15 protein-coding genes are annotated in these 17,441 nt (G+C 61.0%); 9 read left to right on the top strand and 6 right to left on the bottom strand.

What is annotated here, in order from left to right; genetic code table 11:
* The first annotated feature begins 333 nt into the window (after positions 1 to 333).
* The 4 genes from ileS to ndk are packed head-to-tail and all read left to right on the top strand — an operon-like array spanning position 334 to position 5,827.
* Entirely contained in the window at positions 334 to 3,585 is a 3,252-nt protein-coding gene (gene ileS, locus ACIOWL_RS12160; RefSeq protein WP_400385273.1) for an isoleucine--tRNA ligase, read from the top strand.
* Positions 3,582 to 4,931 (top strand): bifunctional folylpolyglutamate synthase/dihydrofolate synthase, encoded by a 1,350-nt coding sequence (locus tag ACIOWL_RS12165; RefSeq protein WP_400385276.1) that lies wholly within the window; start codon positions 3,582 to 3,584, stop codon positions 4,929 to 4,931. Before ileS ends, ACIOWL_RS12165 begins: the two co-directional genes overlap by 4 nt.
* Positions 4,931 to 5,362 carry a DUF4233 domain-containing protein gene (locus ACIOWL_RS12170; protein ID WP_400385278.1) on the top strand — a complete coding sequence of 144 codons (432 nt, stop codon included), beginning with the start codon at positions 4,931 to 4,933 and terminating at the stop codon, positions 5,360 to 5,362. The genes ACIOWL_RS12165 and ACIOWL_RS12170 overlap by 1 nt, the downstream gene beginning before the upstream one ends.
* A 48-nt stretch (positions 5,363 to 5,410) precedes the next feature.
* Positions 5,411 to 5,827: a nucleoside-diphosphate kinase gene (gene ndk, locus ACIOWL_RS12175; RefSeq protein WP_400385280.1), complete on the top strand. Its 417-nt coding sequence runs from the start codon at positions 5,411 to 5,413 to the stop codon at positions 5,825 to 5,827.
* A gap of 64 nt (positions 5,828 to 5,891) precedes the next feature.
* Here ndk and ACIOWL_RS12180 read toward each other — a convergent pair whose 3' ends face one another.
* The 6 genes from ACIOWL_RS12180 to ACIOWL_RS12205 all read right to left on the bottom strand — a co-directional run bounded on the left by ACIOWL_RS12180 (position 5,892) and on the right by ACIOWL_RS12205 (position 10,273).
* Positions 5,892 to 6,110 (bottom strand): type II toxin-antitoxin system Phd/YefM family antitoxin, encoded by a 219-nt coding sequence (locus ACIOWL_RS12180; protein WP_400385283.1) that lies wholly within the window; start codon positions 6,108 to 6,110, stop codon positions 5,892 to 5,894.
* Positions 6,111 to 6,375: 265 nt separating this feature from the next.
* Positions 6,376 to 6,906, bottom strand: coding sequence for a GNAT family N-acetyltransferase (locus ACIOWL_RS12185; RefSeq protein ID WP_400385286.1), 531 nt, complete (start codon positions 6,904 to 6,906; stop codon positions 6,376 to 6,378).
* A 131-nt stretch (positions 6,907 to 7,037) separates the two neighbouring features.
* On the bottom strand, positions 7,038 to 8,372 hold the full coding sequence (locus tag ACIOWL_RS12190; protein ID WP_400385289.1) for an AI-2E family transporter: 1,335 nt from the start codon (positions 8,370 to 8,372) through the stop codon (positions 7,038 to 7,040).
* 137 nt (positions 8,373 to 8,509) lie between these two features.
* On the bottom strand, positions 8,510 to 9,100 hold the full coding sequence (locus tag ACIOWL_RS12195; RefSeq protein WP_400385291.1) for a GNAT family N-acetyltransferase: 591 nt from the start codon (positions 9,098 to 9,100) through the stop codon (positions 8,510 to 8,512).
* A 142-nt stretch (positions 9,101 to 9,242) separates the two neighbouring features.
* Positions 9,243 to 9,638: a DUF2809 domain-containing protein gene (locus ACIOWL_RS12200; protein ID WP_400385294.1), complete on the bottom strand. Its 396-nt coding sequence runs from the start codon at positions 9,636 to 9,638 to the stop codon at positions 9,243 to 9,245.
* A gap of 11 nt (positions 9,639 to 9,649) precedes the next feature.
* On the bottom strand, positions 9,650 to 10,273 hold the full coding sequence (locus ACIOWL_RS12205) for a vitamin K epoxide reductase family protein (protein ID WP_400385297.1): 624 nt from the start codon (positions 10,271 to 10,273) through the stop codon (positions 9,650 to 9,652).
* Between the two features lie 494 nt (positions 10,274 to 10,767).
* Here ACIOWL_RS12205 and ACIOWL_RS12210 point away from each other — a divergent pair, with 494 nt between their 5' ends.
* From ACIOWL_RS12210 to proB, 5 genes are all read left to right on the top strand, one after another.
* Complete coding sequence (locus ACIOWL_RS12210) at positions 10,768 to 13,740, top strand: Rne/Rng family ribonuclease (RefSeq protein WP_400385300.1); 2,973 nt, start codon at positions 10,768 to 10,770, stop codon at positions 13,738 to 13,740.
* Positions 13,741 to 13,966: 226 nt separating this feature from the next.
* Positions 13,967 to 14,275 carry a 50S ribosomal protein L21 gene (rplU, locus tag ACIOWL_RS12215; RefSeq protein WP_047119274.1) on the top strand — a complete coding sequence of 103 codons (309 nt, stop codon included), beginning with the start codon at positions 13,967 to 13,969 and terminating at the stop codon, positions 14,273 to 14,275.
* Positions 14,276 to 14,321: 46 nt separating this feature from the next.
* On the top strand, positions 14,322 to 14,576 hold the full coding sequence (gene rpmA / locus ACIOWL_RS12220) for a 50S ribosomal protein L27 (protein WP_022875303.1): 255 nt from the start codon (positions 14,322 to 14,324) through the stop codon (positions 14,574 to 14,576).
* A gap of 125 nt (positions 14,577 to 14,701) precedes the next feature.
* Positions 14,702 to 16,285 (top strand): GTPase ObgE, encoded by a 1,584-nt coding sequence (gene obgE / locus ACIOWL_RS12225; RefSeq protein ID WP_400385304.1) that lies wholly within the window; start codon positions 14,702 to 14,704, stop codon positions 16,283 to 16,285.
* Positions 16,282 to 17,418 carry a glutamate 5-kinase gene (gene proB / locus ACIOWL_RS12230; protein WP_400385307.1) on the top strand — a complete coding sequence of 379 codons (1,137 nt, stop codon included), beginning with the start codon at positions 16,282 to 16,284 and terminating at the stop codon, positions 17,416 to 17,418. Before obgE ends, proB begins: the two co-directional genes overlap by 4 nt.
* Positions 17,419 to 17,441 lie beyond the last annotated feature (23 nt).

Raw genomic sequence — 17,441 nt, forward strand, 5'->3', positions numbered from 1 at the left:
AACGACGGTGGTATCAGTTCTGGCGCTGAATTTTGTGTCACCAAGCACACCTGCCGGGCAGAATTTCCAGCACACGTTTAACGCGGTAGAATTTAAGCACCATGACATTGAACCGGCCATCACCGGGGAGTCTTCGGAAGAACGAGCATTGGTGGTTAGGCCGCCGGTGCTTTAGTAGAACCGAACGGGTCCAGCCCGTCACAGCTGAAGAGAAGCGATTTCTCGCCTGCGCATTAGCGCGGGATGGGGGATAAGCGGGGTGGTACCGCGGCGTATACGTCGTCCTCGTAGGCAAGGATTTATCGACCCTACGCTTGAAGGACGGCCTAAGCGATGAGCTTCTACCCGAAGGTCACTACTGACCCAACCGGTTCGACCCCGGCTTCGCCGCGTTTCCCAGAAATTGAGAAGCGCGTACTTGACTACTGGAAAAAAGACGACACCTTCCAGGCCTCCATCGACCAGCGTGAGGGCGAAGAATTCGTTTTTTATGATGGCCCTCCCTTCGCCAACGGCCTGCCGCACTACGGCCACCTGCTGACCGGTTACGTCAAGGACCTTGTGGCCCGTTACCAGACCCAGCGCGGGAAGCGTGTCGAGCGCCGTTTCGGTTGGGACACCCACGGCCTGCCAGCCGAGCTGGAAGCCATGAAGCAGCTGGGAATGACGGACAAAAAGCAGATCGTCGACATGGGCATCGACAAGTTCAACGATGCCTGCCGCACCTCGGTGATGAAGTACGCCGACGAGTGGAAAACCTACGTCAACCGCCAGGCGCGCTGGGTCGATTTCGAAAACGACTACAAAACCCTGAACGTCGAATACATGGAATCGGTCATCTGGGCTTTCAAGCAGCTTAGCGACAAGGGCCTGACCTATCAGGGGTTCCGAGTTCTCCCATACTGCTGGAAAGACGAAACCCCGCTGTCCAACCACGAGCTGCGCATGGACGACGACGTCTACAAGGACCGTCAGGACCAGACCGTCACCGTTGGATTCACCATCGTTGCCGGCCAGAACCCGGTCTCGGCCGAGCTCGCCGGTGTGCAGGCCCTGGCCTGGACGACCACCCCGTGGACCTTGCCGACTAACTCGGCTCTGGCCGTGCACCCAGACGTCGAGTACGTTGTGGTTCCCGCCGGCGAAGGCGGAGTCAAGGCCTCTGCCGCGGCTGGCCCATTCCTGCTGGCCAAGGACCTGCTCGGTTCCTACGCCAAGGACCTTGGCTACAAGGATGCCAAACAAGCCGCGGCCGCCATCAGCGCCAGCTACACCGGCTCCCAGCTGGCCGGGGTACGCTACGAGCCGTTGTGGGACACCTACACCGACACCGAAAAGTACGGTACCGGCAACGCCTGGCAGATCGTAACCGCCGACTACGTCACCACCGGTGACGGTACCGGCATCGTGCACCAGGCCCCGGCCTACGGCGAGGATGACCAGAAGGTCTGCGAGGAACACGGGATCCCGGTGATCCTCTCGGTTGACGAGAGCGCCAAGTTCCTGCCGGTCTTCGCGAACGGCCCGCTGCACGAGATCGTCGGTGTGCAGGTATTCGACGCGAATAAAACCATCACCAACGTCCTGAAGGCCGACGGCCGCCTGGTCAAGCAGGCCTCCTACGAGCACTCCTACCCGCATTGCTGGCGTTGCCGCACCCCGCTGATCTACCGGGCCATCTCCTCCTGGTATGTCGAGGTGACCGCGTTCAAGGACCGCATGCTTGAACTGAACGAAGAGATCAACTGGATCCCGGGCAACGTCAAGCACGGCCAGTTCGGCAAGTGGCTGGAAAACGCCCGCGACTGGTCGATCTCCCGCAACCGCTTCTGGGGCTCACCCATCCCGGTCTGGGAATGCGACGGCGTCGAATGCACCCACCGCGAAGTATTCGGTTCCCTGGACGAGCTGAAAAACTTCTTTGGACGCCTGCCGGTGAACCACGAGGGCCAGCCGGATCTGCACCGCCCGTTCATCGACGAACTGACAAAGGCCCACGAGGGCTGCGAGGCCGGCGGCACGCTGCACCGCGTGGAAGACGTGCTGGATGTCTGGTTCGACTCCGGCTCCATGCCATTCGCCCAGGTGCACTACCCGTTTGAGAACCGGGAATGGTTCGAAAACGGGCACAACCCGGCGGACTTCATCGTGGAGTACATCGGCCAGACCCGCGGCTGGTTCTACATGCTGCACATCCTGTCCACCGCGATCTTCGACCGCCCGGCGTTCACCAACGTGATCTCCCACGGCATCGTGCTGGGGTCGGACGGGCAGAAGATGTCCAAGTCCCTGCGCAACTACCCGGACGTCACCGAGGTCCTTGACCGCGACGGCTCGGATGCCATGCGCTGGTTCCTGATGGCCAGCCCGATCCTGCGCGGCGGCAACCTGATCGTCACCGAACAGGGAATCCGTGAAGGTGTGCGCCAGGTCCTGCTCCCGCTGTGGAACGTGTGGCACTTCTTCAACCTCTACACCAACGCCGCGAACAAGGGCGCCGGCTACGAGGCCAAGTTCTCCACCAGCTCCACCGATCCGCTGGATCAGTACATGCTGGCCGCCACCGGGCAGCTGGTGCGCGAGGTCACCGAGGCGCTGGATACCTATGAGGTCTCCGACGCGACCGAAGCCACCCGCCGCTACATGGATACCTTCACCAACTGGTATGTACGCCGTTCCCGCCAGCGTTTCTTCGACGAAGACACGCAAGCCTTCGACACCCTGTACACCGCACTGCTGACCCTGGTGAAGGTCACCGCCTCGCTGCTGCCGCTGGCCAGCGAAGAAATCTACCGCGGCTTGACCGGGCAGCGTTCGGTGCACCTGACCGATTGGCCGAATGCCGACGAGTTCCCCGCCGATGCCTCGGCGCTGGAAGCCATGGAAACCACCCGGAAGATCTGCTCGGTTGGCTCCTCGCTGCGCAAGGCGAAAAACCTTCGGGTGCGCCTGCCCCTGGCCGAACTGAAGGTTGTGCTCACCGACGCGGCCCGGCTCTCCGGAACCTACGAGTCGATCATCAAGGACGAACTGAACCTCAAAAACGTCACCTTGATCGACGCCGCCGGAGTGGACGCCGCCAACTACGGCATCAGCCAGCAGCTGGTGGTCAACGCCCGCGCGGCCGGCCCGCGCCTGGGCAAGAACGTGCAGCAGGCAATCAAGGGCGCCAAGTCCGGGGACTGGTCCGTGTCCAACGGTGTGGTCACCGCCGGCGGCCTGGAGCTGGCCGAGGGGGAGTACACCCTGGATACCGTGGTCGACGAAGCCGCAGAGATCGCCGCGGCGGTCATCGACGGCGGGTTCCTGGTGCTGGACACCGAGGTCACCGAGCAGCTGGCCGCCGAGGGCACCGCACGCGACATGGTGCGTTCCATCCAGTCCGCCCGCAAGGACGCCGACCTGCAGGTCTCGGACCGCATCCGCACCGTGATCACCGCCCCGGCGGCGACCATCGCGGCGCTGGAAGCCAACCGCGAGCTTCTTGCCGGTGAAACGCTCAGCGCACAGCTGGAATTGGTGATCGACCCGCAGGCCGACACCGAGCAGATCTCCGTGGCCGTCATGCAGGATGCCGCCAAATGAGCGAGCTGAATCGGGTATACCGCGAACTGCTGGACCGCGCGCCGGAAAACAAGATGGAACCGCGCATGGATCCGATGTTCCGTGCCATGGAAATCCTCGGTGAGCCGCAGAAGTCCTGCCCGGTCATCCACATCACCGGCACCAACGGCAAAACCTCGACCGCGCGGATGATCGAGTCCTTGCTGCGCGCGCACGACCTGCGCACCGGCCGGTACTCCTCGCCGCACCTGGTCTCCGTGACCGAGCGCATCAGCGTGGACGGCGAACCGGTCCCGGATGAAACGTTTGTGCGGGTCTGGGATGAGATCAGCCCATTCCTGGAAATCGTGGACGCTGAACTGGATGAGAGCGGCCAGACCCGGCTGACCTACTTCGAGGCCGTGACCATCCTCGCCTTCGCCATCTTCGCGGAGGCACCGGTGGACGTGGTGGTGCTGGAGGTGGGCCTGGGTGGCATCACCGATGCCACCAACGTGGCCGACGGCGATGTTTCGGTGATCACCCCGATCTCCTTGGACCACACCGACCTGCTGGGGGATACCACCGAGCTGATCGCCCAGGAGAAGGTGGGCATCCTGAAACCCGGGGGATACCTGGTCTCCGCGGTGCAGCCGGTGGATGCCGCCGACGTGCTGTTGGCCCGCGCCCGCGAGCTTGAGGTTCCGACGGCCTTTGAATCCATCGACTTCAGATTGCTCGACCGCCAGGTCGCCGTGGGCGGCCAGTTGTTGAGCATCCAGGGCCAGGCCGCGACCTATGACGAGATTTTCCTCCCGCTGTTCGGTGCCCACCAGGCACAGAATGCGGAGGTCGCCTTGGCCGCCGTCGAAGCCTTCCTGGGCGGTGGGCAGCGCGAATTGAACACAGAGCTGGTGCGCGAAGGATTCGCCGCGACCTCCAGCCCCGGGCGCCTGGAGCTGGTGCGTACCGCGCCGAGTATCCTGGTGGACGCCGGGCATAACCCGGACGGGATCCGCGTCTCCGCGGAAGCGATTCGCGAGTCCTTCGGATTCTCCCGTTTGGTGTTGATGGTTGGCATCTTGCAGGAGAAGGACGCCGAAGCCATGCTCTACACCATGCGTGAAGAGTACGGAGACCTGGTTGAGGACCTGTGCATCACCCAGTCCTCGTCCCCGCGCGCCATCCCGGCCGGTGAACTGGCCAATATGGCCCTGGCCGCTGGCTGGCCAGAGGAAGACATCCACGTGACCGAGGATCTTGAAGACGCCATCGAATGGTCGGTTGGACGGGCCGAGGCCGGAGACGACCTGTCCGGAGGCGTACTGGTGACCGGCTCGATCACCCTGGTGGGCGAGGTCACGACCTTGCTTAAGGGCGGTGCCTGATGGCTAAGCTCACCCGCGCCCAGCGTGAATGGCGCCCGGGCATGCAGAAAAAGCAACGCTCGGTCAAAACCATGTTCGCCTCCACGGTGCTGGTGTGCGAGGCATTGCTCGCGGTATTTATCACGTTGGCGGCCTTCGGGCTGAAACGCGGCGAGCCCGCGGTGGTCCTCACCCTGGGGGCGGCCATGGCGGTGTTGTGCATTGTCACCTGCGCGCTGCTGACCAAAAAAATCGGGTTCATCATCGGCTGGGCGCTGCAACTGGTGTTTTTCCTCTGCGGTTTCATCCTGGTCGACATGTTCTACTTGGCCAGCGCCTTTACGCTGTGCTGGTGGTACGCGCTGTCCAAAGGTGAGAGCATGGACCGCGACAATGCCAAGCGCGCCGCCGCCCAGGCTGCCTGGGACAAAGCCCATCCCGAACAGGCCTAGGCCGGTTCACCCACGAAGTTATATCAACCGATACGAAGAGGTAGTCACATGACTGAACGTACCCTGATCCTGGTTAAGCCAGACGGCGTCAAGCGCGGTTTGACCGGCCAGATCATCGCCCGCATCGAAGCCAAGGGCTACAGCATCGCCGAGCTGAAGCAGGTTAACGCAACCCGCGAACTGCTGGCCCAGCACTACGCCGAGCATGAGGGCAAGCCGTTCTACGAACCACTGGTTGAGTTCATGCTCTCCGGCCCGGTTGTTGCCATCGTGGCCGAGGGCCACTCGGTGATCACCGGTTTCCGTTCGCTGGCCGGTACCACCGACCCAACCACCGCGGCGCCTGGCACCATCCGTGGCGACCTGGGACGCGACTGGGGCCTGAAGGTGCAGCAGAACTTGGTTCATGGCTCTGACTCGCCTGAGTCGGCCGCCCGTGAAATCGGCATCTGGTTCGGCAACTAACCAGTTAAATACCGAATCCCAGGATCCGTGACGGGTCCTGGGATTCGGTATTTAAGGATGGTGTTTACAACCAGCCATCAAGATTGTTATCGGCCCCCGGAGGTGAAGCCGCCAGCGAGGGAGCCTGGAGGCTCCCGCTGAGGGAATCGAAGTCGTCCTTGGCGATGAGGACCACCGATTCGTGGTTTGCACCCTGAACCGTGATGACCTGATGATCGGTCGCCACGTTGTCCAATAGGTGCGGGAAATTTTGTAGAGCTTCCTCATAGCTGAAATTCAGCATGCAGATTCCTCCTGGGGTCATGTGCGCATAGCGTCGAGGATGGGGTGCTGCCCACTGCGCGAATGGGGGTTCACGGTGGCCAATGGCCGTGGGGCCATCAAACGAAAACAGATCGTGGCATCACTCCAAGTAATTCACATGAGTCACATTAAACACACAAACACCACCCATTACAATCTTCAGCATCAATTTATGACACGGATTGAACAATTAGTCATTGCCCGTTGCTGATTTCAGAATGCCTCACAGGCCTGGAGGCGCAATCTCAGTCGGTGGCAAGGCGGGAAAATACAAGCGAGTCACGTCGTTGCGAACGGACCAGTTTGTGTTCGCGCAATCGCCCCTCGTAGGTGAAGCCCGTCTTTTCCAAGACCCTTCGCGACCCGTGATTTTCCGGAGAACAGGTTGCTTCGATCCGATGCAGTCCCAAAGTCCCGAATCCTAAATCACGCAGGAAACCTGCCACGAGGGTGGCGTAACCCCGACCCCAGTATGCGCGATTGAGGGTGTAGCCCAACTCCCCGCAGTCGTGTTCGGTATTGGTGGCCCACACGGCTCCGGCACCAATGACGGTGCCGTCCAACGCCACCGCGAGTTGCAAGTTCGCCGGATCTTCGGCCATGGCCTCGTTGATAAACGTTTGTGTTTGCTCCGGGCTGTTAGGCCCCCACAGCGTGTATTGATACACCAGCGGGTCGGTGGCGTAGGCGTGTACCGCCTCAAAGTCATCCGCGGTGAACTTGCGCAGGGATAAAACCTGGCCACTGGGAAGGGTGCATGTGGGGAACGTGAGCATTGGTCTACAGCTTTCCTGTGTTGGTCGTGGATTACTTGTGCTGAGAGCGGCGCATAGGCCAAGGGCCCAGCCCCGCACTAGCGGAAAACTGGGCCCCTGGATGCAACTCGGAGATTGAAGGAAACTGTGCCCTATTCGGTGTGTTCCTTGGACTGATCAACCTCGGGGTGCTCTGGCTTGTTCGTCGCCGGCTTGTCCTTCGCCGCATGTTCCTTGGCGGCCTTTTCTTTGGCTTCCAGGCGTTCAATGGCGCTTTCTTCTTCGTCCAGGGCGACCTCCGTGAGGATGTCCTGTTTCGCTTCAAGTGCCGGATCCGTTTTTTCTCGTCCGGTCCAGACCTTGATGACCGCCCAGGAGGCGGCCGTCAGCGGCACGGCAAGGACCGCGCCAATGATGCCAGCCAACACGGTGCCAGCGGTCAAGGCCATCAACACCACCAGTGCGTGCAGGCTCAGCGCATTGGCCATGACGACCGGCTGAAGGAAGTTGCCCTCCAGCTGGTTCACCAGGATCACTGCGGCCAACACGATGAGCGCAACGATCGGCCCGTTGGTCACCAGGGCGACCAGGGTTGCCAACACGCCGGCGACGGTTGCACCGACCAGCGGGACAAACGAACCGAGGAAAACGATGACACCCAGTGGAATGGCCAGCGGCACCTGCAAGATGAGCAGGGTGGCGGTGATACCGATGGAGTCGACCGCCGCCACCGTTGCGGTACCGCGGATGTATCCGCCGAAGGTATGCAATGCCCGGTCGCCGGAAAGGATCCACTTGTGGCGGTAGTGCTTGGGGGTCCAGGACACGGCGAAAGCCCAAATGCGGTCCCCGTCCTTCAAGAAGAAGAACAGGATGACCAGCAGCAGCACCAGGCCGGTGATGAAGCTTCCGGCGGCGCTGAGCGTGTTCAGCGCCCCGGTGCCGAACTGTGAACTGGTCAGGAACCCGGTGACGGTCTGAACAGCTTTGTCGATTTGCTCCTGGTCAATGGTGAACGGGATGTCCACCAACAACTTCTGGACAATATCGTTAAGCTGGTTGAAACCTTGCACCGCCTTATCGACCAGAGTCGACCATTCCTGGGTCACGGAATACACCAAACCGGTGCCGATCCCGCCTAAGACCAGTAGCGACCCAAGGAAAACAATCCACGCAGCCAAAAGCGGGTTCACCACGCGACGCAGCTTAACCACCAGCGGCCACAGGGCGCACGCAATGATGGTTGCCAAGAGCGTTGGAATGACGATGGTGGTCAATCGCAGCATTCCGATGATGATGAAGGATGCTAGCGCTCCGACGATGAGGATCTGCGCGCTGCGGATACCCATACGTCCAAGAAGGTCCGTCCATAACCCGCTGACGCTGAACTCTGGGGCACTCTCGGTGGGTAAACCTAGCGCCGCGTCCACCTTGGATATTGATGTCTTCTCCTTGGCGGAGGGTTTCGCCTTGCGAAACAAACTCATACTCGCTCCTCTAAGCCGTTCGTATTAGCTCCAACAATAGGCTAGTGAATTGAACGACTGGTTGATCAACACCGTGAGTATGATCTTTTCCCAGCTCAGTAGTGAGTTGTTAATACCCTGGGATGAGCAGAGAGAGGCTACACGCGTGGCCCGAAATATTCGGAGGCTAACAAACCCATGATGATGCGATCATGGAACTGGCCATCATGGAACCCTGCCTGACGTTCGCGTCCCTCTTCGCGGAATCCAGAACTGGCAAAGGTACGCAGCGCGCGTTCGTTGTAGGCCCAGACGCTCAGGCCGATTCGATTCAGGCCCATTTCGCGAAAACCGAAGTCTATGATCATCTTGGTCGCCATGGTGCCATAGCCCTGGCCAACATTTGACCCGCCAATCATGATCATCAGTTCGGCTGAGCGCGCCGGCGCATTGTAATTGTGAAGCGCGGTGTGGCCGATCAACGTATCGTCGGGCAGGGTGATGCACAGCCCCACCCCGTCGGTGGTGCCCCGGTTCAGGCTGCGGCCCTTAAATAACTCGGCTGCTTCGGTGCCAGGATGGGGGAGGACCAGCGAACCTTGCAGGGCCATGAACTCCGGGCTGTTCCACCATGCGGTCAGGATTGGGAGGTCTTCATCTTGCAATTCGCGCAGGCGGATGTGCTCAGAAATGAGAAGATTAATTCCGTAGTCTTGAGCGTTTTCTGTGTTCCATATATCACTGGCCATGAACCCAATCTACCTTGCTGGCCTTAACGCATCCGGTGAGTTCAGGTGCCAAATCCACTTCCGGGGTCAGTTGAAAAACACGCTGTGGCTAGGACATGCTGCGATTATGGAGACCTTGTATCGGGGCGAGACACGCCGATGACTATGGTGAGTGCTTTGCGGGTGTTCCGGCACGTTTAAGCAGGAGTCGATCGATCCACAGTGCCATGAGGATTCCCGCGGTGTAAGCGAGTAGATCCAGCGCGGCGAAAGATGACCCGAAAATCAGATGCGCTGCGGGGAAGGCGGTGGAGATCTGCGCTGGGAGATTGGTGAGCTGAAGGAACTCAATTCCGAAACACCACAGGCCGGCTAGAGCCGCCGGAATGAGCGGCGAACGCTTGGGCGAAAGAATCGCGAACAGAATGTAGATTAGTACGGCGTAGAGCAGGCCGCCTGAAAGGTCGGCTGCAAGTCCGTGGCTTAGGTACCGTGCACTTAAACCAAGGGGGACCATCGCAACTGCGATGATCCCCAAGGTGAGACGGCGTGTGGACACGCTGCCCATTGCTAGCCGAAGAACGCGTTCGGGAATCGCAGGATTACCGAGGCGGCAACCAGCAGCCACAAGACCGCGGTGATGATCCAGCTCCACTCGCGGAAGAGCTTTTTGACACCTGCTGGTGCGGGGATCACCCCGTTGAGCACATTCCTGCCTGTGGTGAAGACGAACAGCGGGATCATCATGGTCCACACGATCATGCAGTACAGGCATAGGGCGTTGATTTCATACAGTGCTTGAGTCCAGAACCAGATGACCAAACCGAAGGCCGCGGTGATTCCCACCTGGAAACAAATCCAGAACCAGCGCTGCAGCTTAGTTGCCCCGGCCAGCAGGGCGAAACCAATGGTGACCACGATGGCGAAACACACGATCCCGAAGAACGGGTTGGGGAATCCGAAGATTCCAGCTTGTTCGGTCTTCATGACCGTGCCACAGGAAATCCAGGGATTAACGTCACAGCTGGTGACGTAGTCAGGGTCTTTGTACAGTTCGATCCGCTCTAGAACCAGGGTTCCGGCAGCGAGCCAGGCAATAAAGCCGGTGACAATGATAAACAGGCCGAACCCGCGATCGCGCGCCCACCAGGGCAACACGCCCGGGGTCTGTTGATTTTCAAGTGATGAGACCATGCTTTGACTATATCCATTTGTACCTAGGGAAGCGGATCTCTCCGCCTTATTCGTTTTTCATCCTAGGAAGCTTTTCTGTGCAACTGATATGTGCCCATGAACGCGATGTGAACTAAATATGAGAGAATGGGAATGGTTGTTCGCGGATCCACAGTCTGCTTTCAACCCAACAAGAGACTTTCGAAACGACAGATCGTCAGGCGATGCATCGCTTCGGTTGAGTGCCCATTATGTGCGCCTCCCGAGGGAAGACCGCGGATCGAAGGGCTGCAAAGGAAAGCAGCTGGTTTGAAAGGGCCTCGTTGAGCCGCAAGTTTTGTGCCGGGTTCGATGACTTGAACCTAGGATGTCAGGACTTGCGGAAAATATAGAGCTTTTGTGTCCGGCTGACTCATTGAAGTGGGCCGAGCAACACGTAATGAATGTAGTTTCAGCTAAGGCGCCGTCTGTGGAGGATGCCGTAGCGGGACATTAATAGGAGTACGCGAATCTAAATGAGCGCATCAAATCAACGAAAGGGTGGGGCGCAGGGAAATAAGCGAGGCAATCGTTCAACACGTGCCCGCCGTACCCAGGTTTCCACCACTCCGGCTCGCCCACTGCGCCGAGCCATGACGTTGGCAGAACTCAACGCTGCCGCCGGGGTCGAAGAGACCCAGTATCGCTGGCGGGCCACCCGCCGTACCCAGGTCTCCACCCCTGATTCCGGAAAACGCGCCAACCGTCAGGCGGATCGGCGCGCCCAGAATACTCGTGGCGCGGCAGCGGATGACACCGTGAATACGCCTAGCGAGCAGCAGCCAGTCGAACACGCCGCATTTGAGAAGGCGCCGCTTGACGCATCGGTAGAGACGGTGCCGAGCGGTGACTCGTTGCAGGCTGTGCAGGAAATTGCCCAAGCGGCGATCGAAGCCGAGGCTCACACCGAGCCAGAAGACCGTACCGGTGCACTCTTGGCCGAGCACGGCAGCAGCATGATCATGAATCCGTTTGCGATTCCCGAGTCGGCTCACTCGGTGCTGGCACAGGCCGTGAGCAAAAAACCACGCACCGAACCACGTGAAGAGGCTGAAGAGGCAACCGAGGACGAGGACGTCACCTCGCGCCGTCGCCGTCGTCGCCGCCGTGGGGATGTCGATCTTGAACTTGAGGGTGGGTCGCAGGACGATCCACCAAACACCATCACCCGTGTGCGTGCGCCGCGCGCCGGGGTGGAGAGCCAGTCGAGTGTGAACAACAAGGTCACCTCGGTGCGAGGCTCAACACGTCTGGAAGCCAAGCGTCAGCGCCGCCGTGAATCCCGGGAGACCGGTCGCCGCCGCCAGGTGATCACCGAGGCCGAGTTCTTGGCCCGCCGCGAGTCCGTTGAGCGCAAGATGATTGTGCGCCAGCGCGAGGACCGGATCCAGATCGGTGTTCTGGAAGACGGGGTGCTCGCAGAGCACTTTGTATCCAAAACCCAGCAGGATTCGTTGATCGGCAACGTCTACCTGGGCAAGGTGCAGAACGTGCTTCCCTCCATGGAAGCCGCCTTTGTGGACATCGGACGTGGACGCAACGCGGTGCTGTATGCCGGCGAAGTCAACTGGGATGTCGCCGGTCTTGAAGGCCAGCCGCGCCGTATTGAAAACGCGCTGAAGGCCGGAGACTCGGTTTTGGTGCAGGTCACCAAGGACCCGGTGGGCCACAAGGGTGCCCGCCTGACCAGCCAGGTCTCCCTGCCCGGTCGTTACCTGGTGTACGTACCGGGTGGCTCCATGACCGGTATTTCGCGCAAGCTCCCCGATGTTGAGCGCCAGCGTCTGAAAAAGATCCTGAAAGACCACCTGCCGGAGAACGCCGGTGTGATTGTGCGTACCGCAGCGGAAGGCGCCTCGGAAGAGGAGCTGACCAATGACATCAATCGCCTGCGCGCCCAGTGGGAAGGTATTGAAGAGCAGTCAAGCTCCACCAAAACCTTGGCACCGGAACTGCTGTACTCGGAGCCGGATCTCACCATCAAGGTGGTGCGTGACGTCTTCAATGAAGACTTCACCAAGCTGATTGTCTCCGGCGAACAGGCCTGGGACACCATTGAGGCCTACGTCATGTATGTGGCACCGGATCTCATGGGTCGTTTGGAGAAGTGGGAGCAGGAAGAAGACATCTTCGCCAACTACCGCGTTGACGAGCAGATCGCCAAGGCCTTGGACCGGAAGGTATTTTTGCCATCCGGCGGTTCGCTGGTCATCGACCGCACCGAAGCCATGACCGTGATCGACGTGAACACCGGAAAGTTCACCGGTTCCGGCGGCAACTTGGAAGAGACCGTCACCAAAAACAACTTGGAAGCGGCCGAAGAGGTTGTCCGCCAGTTGCGCCTGCGTGACATCGGCGGAATCATCGTCATCGACTTCATCGACATGGTGCTGGAATCCAACCGCGACCTGGTGCTGCGCCGCCTGGTTGAGTGCTTGGGCCGTGACCGCACCAAACACCAGGTAGCCGAGGTCACCTCGCTGGGTCTGGTGCAGATGACTCGCAAGCGCATGGGCACCGGATTGCTGGAGGTATTCGGCGAACAGTGCGAGCACTGTGACGGTGCCGGTGTGATCACCCACGAAGAGCCGGTTGAAATGCGCAAGTCATTTAATGCGCAGGGTGAAAGCCACACCAAGAAGTTCGCTGAGAAGCCAGCACGCAACCGTCGTCGCCGTGGTACGGAGAAGGACGAGCACAAGCCGGCCGAGCAGGAGACCGCCGAGGTTGTTGAGGAGAAGTCCGAGGCAACCCGTCACGCTCTGGCGAACATCGCCGCGGCTTCGCATCTGGATCATCCGGCCGAACAGGCCGTGAAGATCGAGGGGGACTCGGTGCCAATGCCAAAGCCTGTCCAGGCTGAGCCAGCGGCCCCTGCGGTGACCTTGGAATCGCTGGAAGCGTTGCTGCCCGAAGGTGAAGTGCCAGGCGATCAGTCTGAGGCCGGTCGCAAACCACGCCGCCGTTCGCGTTCCCGGGGCCGGAATCGCGCCCAGGACGAGCAGCAGGGCAGCGAGGCGCTGGCCGACGAGCAGCCGCAGTTGGCAGCCGAGCCGGCAGCCGCTGAAGAGCAGGCTGCCAGCAAGCCCGCTCGCAGCCGCTCACGCCGGGCCTCCCGCCCGCAGGGCGAGGCCGCCGCGCAGCAGCCGGTCTTGACCGGTCTGGCGCTGCCGGCCTCCCAGGCTCCCGTTATCGAGCAGCCGGCACCGCAGGTTGCCGCCGCTAGCGAGGCAGCCCCACAGAGTTCCACCAAACCAAAACGGCGCAGCCGCCGGGCCACCTCGGTCCAGGGCGATGCGAACGCGGCGGTTGAAGTGGTCGAGGTATCCGCTGCTACCGGTTCGGTAGTTCAGATGGATTCCACCAGTTCACGGGCTGAAAAGCCAGCTGAGCCCACCGGCGCGCCGGTGATGTTCGGTGTCGGAGTTCCGGTTCGCGAACTGAAATAGATGAACTTGGTCACGGTTCACCCACTGGGGCAGTTTGTATTTGCCCCAGTGGTGTGGACTAGCGTAATCTAGTTGATCGGTGCTAAACGCCAAGATCACGGACTTTTGGTCCGCTCGGCGTCAAGGCACAAGCGCATGAGATCCCTGCGAAACGAACCTTTATGGGTTTGTGGGTTGATCTCTGCGCCGGTAAGACAATAAACGTCGAGTAGAAGTGAGTACCCACGTGGTGTACGCAATTGTCCGCGCAGGCGGCCACCAGGAAAAGGTTTCCGTTGGAGACCTGATCACCGTTGACCGTCTTCAGGCTGCCCCAGGTAGCTCCATTGAGCTTCCTGCCTTGCTGCTGGTAGATGGCGAGAAGGTAACTTCCGCCGCTGCCGACCTGGCTAAGGTCAAGGTCACCGCCGAGGTTGTTGAAAACCTTCGCGGTCAGAAGATCGTTATCCAGAAGTACAAGAACAAGACCGGTTACAAGAAGCGCCAGGGTTTCCGCGCCGCTCTGACCAAGGTCAAGGTCACCTCGATCGCCTAATTAGGCGTTCGTACTATCCAATTTTTGTAGCGAAAGAGGCTAAATCATGGCACATAAGAAAGGTGCGAGTTCCACTCGCAACGGTCGCGATTCCAACGCACAGTACCTAGGCGTAAAGCGCTTCGGTGGTCAGGAAGTCAAGGCAGGCGAAATCATCGTTCGCCAGCGTGGCACCCACTTCCACCCAGGTGCTGGCGTAGGCCGCGGCAAGGATGACACCCTGTTCGCTCTGGCTGCTGGCGCAGTCGAGTTCGGCACCCGTCGTGGTCGCCGCGTGGTGAACATTGTGGCTGCTGCCTAATTTAGGCAAGCAACAACATTTTTAGTACACAAGGGGTGGGCCGATTCCGGTCCGCCCCTTGCGTGCGTAGATAGACTTTTAAGCGGACAGAAGTTCGCACCCCTTTTCTAGGAGTAGATGGCCCCGTGGCTGCATTCGTTGATCGCGTTACCCTTCATGCCACCGCAGGCAACGGTGGTCACGGTTGTGTGTCCATTAAGCGTGAGAAGTTCAAGCCACTGGGCGGCCCGGACGGCGGCAACGGGGGAGACGGCGGCGATATCTTGCTGCGCGTTGACCCGCAGGTCACCACGCTGCTCGACTTCCACCACCTGCCGCACCGCAAGGCAGGCAACGGCGAACCCGGCAAGGGCGGACTGCGCCCGGGCAAGCAGGGTGAAGACCTGATCCTGGGTGTTCCCACGGGTACCGTCATCAAAACCCGTGACGGGGATATCCTCGCCGACCTGATTAACGTTGGCGACGAGTTCCTCGTCGCGGCAGGCGGCCAGGGCGGCCTTGGCAACGCCGCGATTTCCTCCGACAAGCGCAAGGCTCCAGGCTTCGCGCTGCTCGGCATTCCAGGCCAGGAGCAGGACGTGGTCATGGAGCTCAAGTCCGTGGCCGACATCGCACTGGTGGGCTACCCCTCGGCCGGCAAGTCCTCGTTGATCGCCGCAGTCTCCGCAGCGCGCCCGAAGATCGCCGATTACCCGTTCACCACCCTGGTTCCCAACCTGGGTGTTGTGCAGGCCGGCGAAGTCCGTTTCACGGTAGCCGACGTGCCTGGCCTGATCCCCGGCGCCTCGGAAGGCAAGGGGCTGGGACATGAGTTCCTGCGCCACGTTGAGCGTTGCGCGGCAATTGTCCACGTGCTTGATTGCGCTTCGCTGGAATCGGACCGCGACCCGATCTCCGACCTGGAGATCATCGAGGCGGAACTGGCCAACTACGAGGCCGACTCGACGTTCGCCGGGACCGACGGCACCATCATTCCACTGGTTGAGCGCCCCAAGCTGGTGGCCTTGAACAAGGTGGATATGGCCGACGGTGCGGACATGGCCGATTTTGTGCGCCCCGAACTTGAAAGCCGCGGCTACCGCGTCTTCGACATCTCCGCACTGAACCGCGAGGGCCTGCGCGAGCTCACCTTTGCCATGGCCAAGTTGGTTGAAGAGGCCCGCGCCTCACGCACCGTCGAAGCTCCGCCCGTTGAGGTTCCGATCATCCGTCCACGCTCGGTGAACAAACAAGAATTCTTCATCCGCCGCGAAGAGCAGAACCTTGAACCGCTGTGGCGTGTGATTGGCGAGAAGCCCGAGCGCTGGATCATGCAGACCGACTTCCGCAATGACGAAGCGGTGGGTTACCTGGCAGACCGCCTGGCCAAGCTCGGGGTGGAGACCGGGCTGTTCAAGGCAGGCGCCAAGCCGGGCGACGCAGTGGTCATTGGGGCCGAGGAGAACTCCGTGGTCTTCGACTGGGAGCCAACCATGGCCGCCGGGGCAGAGCTGCTTGGCAGCCGCCGCGGTGAGGACATCCGCCTGGAAGATCGCGGCGACCGCAAAACCCGTGAGGAAAAGCGCGCCGAGCACGAGGACCGCAAGGCAGCCAAGGCCGCGGCCCGTGACGAGCTTGAAGCCGAGCGCCGCGCGGGAATCTGGACCGAGTCGGTGCATGCAAAGGCCGCCGAACGCAAGGCGAAACAGCGCGCCCAGGAAGAACAGTGAACACCACCAAAACACTCTCTGCGGTAACCTCTCGCGCCCAGCTGCCCCAAGCCAAACGCCTTGTCGTCAAGGTTGGCTCAAGCTCGCTGACCACGGTTGAAGGCGGGATCTCCCAAGAACGGCTGGAATTCCTGGTGGATACCTTGGCCAAAACCGTGGCCGCGGGCACCGAGGTGGTCCTGGTGTCCTCCGGCGCCATCGCCGCCGGCCTGGCCCCGCTGGCATTGGCCAAGAGGCCCAAGGACCTCGCTACCCAGCAGGCCGCCGCCTCGGTGGGCCAGGGACTGCTGCTGGCACAGTACACCGCGCAGTTCGCGCAGCAGGGGATTACCGTCGCGCAGGTGCTGCTTACCGCAGATGACCTGATGCGCCGAACCACCTACACCAACGCGCTGCGCGCCCTGGTGCGCCTGCTGAACCTCGGGGTGCTTCCCATCGTGAACGAAAACGACACGGTGGCCACCCATGAGATCCGTTTCGGTGACAACGACCGCTTGGCTTCCCTGGTGGCCCACCTGGTCAAGGCCGACGCATTGCTGCTGTTCTCCGACGTGGATTCGGTGTACGACGCGCACCCTGCCCAGGGCGGCAGCCGGATTGCCCTGGTCGGTCACCCGGATGAGATCAGCTCCATTGACCTGGGCAGCGCCGGCACCTCGGTCGGCACCGGCGGGATGATCACCAAGGTCCAGGCGGCCACCCTGAGCGCCTCCGCCGGCATTCCAGCCCTGGTCACCTCCACGGATAACGCGGCGTGCGCGCTGGCGGGCGAAGACGTGGGAACCTGGTTCGCCGCACGCAACACCCGCCGTTCGGCCCGTGATGTCTGGTTGGCGCACCTGGCGGTGGCCCACGGCCGGTTGATGCTTGACGCGGGGGCCGTGCGCGCCATCCGCAGCGGTGAAAAATCACTGCTCGCCGCCGGGATCACCGCCGCCACCGGGGACTTTGAAGCCGGGGATGCGGTGGAGATCTGTGATGCCTCCGGTACCGTGGTGGCCCGCGGGCTGGTGAACTACGCGGCACTGGAGCTTCCGGCAATGTTCGGGCGTTCCACCTCCAAATTGCTTTCCGCCCTCGGCGAAGGTTACGAAAAACCCGTAGTACATGTCGATGACTTGGCATTGATCTAGGGGATGGAAACTACAATGGGTTC

It is taken from the genome of Glutamicibacter sp. NPDC087344, from assembly GCF_044744225.1.
Classification (GTDB): domain Bacteria; phylum Actinomycetota; class Actinomycetes; order Actinomycetales; family Micrococcaceae; genus Glutamicibacter.

Bases quoted from the DNA above. Each gene is read 5' to 3' on its own strand.
- ileS (WP_400385273.1), top strand. From the start codon at position 334: ATGAGCTTCTACCCGAAGGTCACTACTGACCCAACCGGTTCGACCCCG.
- ACIOWL_RS12165 (WP_400385276.1), top strand. From the start codon at position 3,582: ATGAGCGAGCTGAATCGGGTATACCGCGAACTGCTGGACCGCGCGCCG.
- ACIOWL_RS12170 (WP_400385278.1), top strand. From the start codon at position 4,931: ATGGCTAAGCTCACCCGCGCCCAGCGTGAATGGCGCCCGGGCATGCAG.
- ndk (WP_400385280.1), top strand. From the start codon at position 5,411: ATGACTGAACGTACCCTGATCCTGGTTAAGCCAGACGGCGTCAAGCGC.
- ACIOWL_RS12180 (WP_400385283.1), bottom strand. From the start codon at position 6,110: ATGCTGAATTTCAGCTATGAGGAAGCTCTACAAAATTTCCCGCACCTA.
- ACIOWL_RS12185 (WP_400385286.1), bottom strand. From the start codon at position 6,906: ATGCTCACGTTCCCCACATGCACCCTTCCCAGTGGCCAGGTTTTATCC.
- ACIOWL_RS12190 (WP_400385289.1), bottom strand. From the start codon at position 8,372: ATGAGTTTGTTTCGCAAGGCGAAACCCTCCGCCAAGGAGAAGACATCA.
- ACIOWL_RS12195 (WP_400385291.1), bottom strand. From the start codon at position 9,100: ATGGCCAGTGATATATGGAACACAGAAAACGCTCAAGACTACGGAATT.
- ACIOWL_RS12205 (WP_400385297.1), bottom strand. From the start codon at position 10,273: ATGGTCTCATCACTTGAAAATCAACAGACCCCGGGCGTGTTGCCCTGG.
- ACIOWL_RS12210 (WP_400385300.1), top strand. From the start codon at position 10,768: ATGAGCGCATCAAATCAACGAAAGGGTGGGGCGCAGGGAAATAAGCGA.
- rpmA (WP_022875303.1), top strand. From the start codon at position 14,322: ATGGCACATAAGAAAGGTGCGAGTTCCACTCGCAACGGTCGCGATTCC.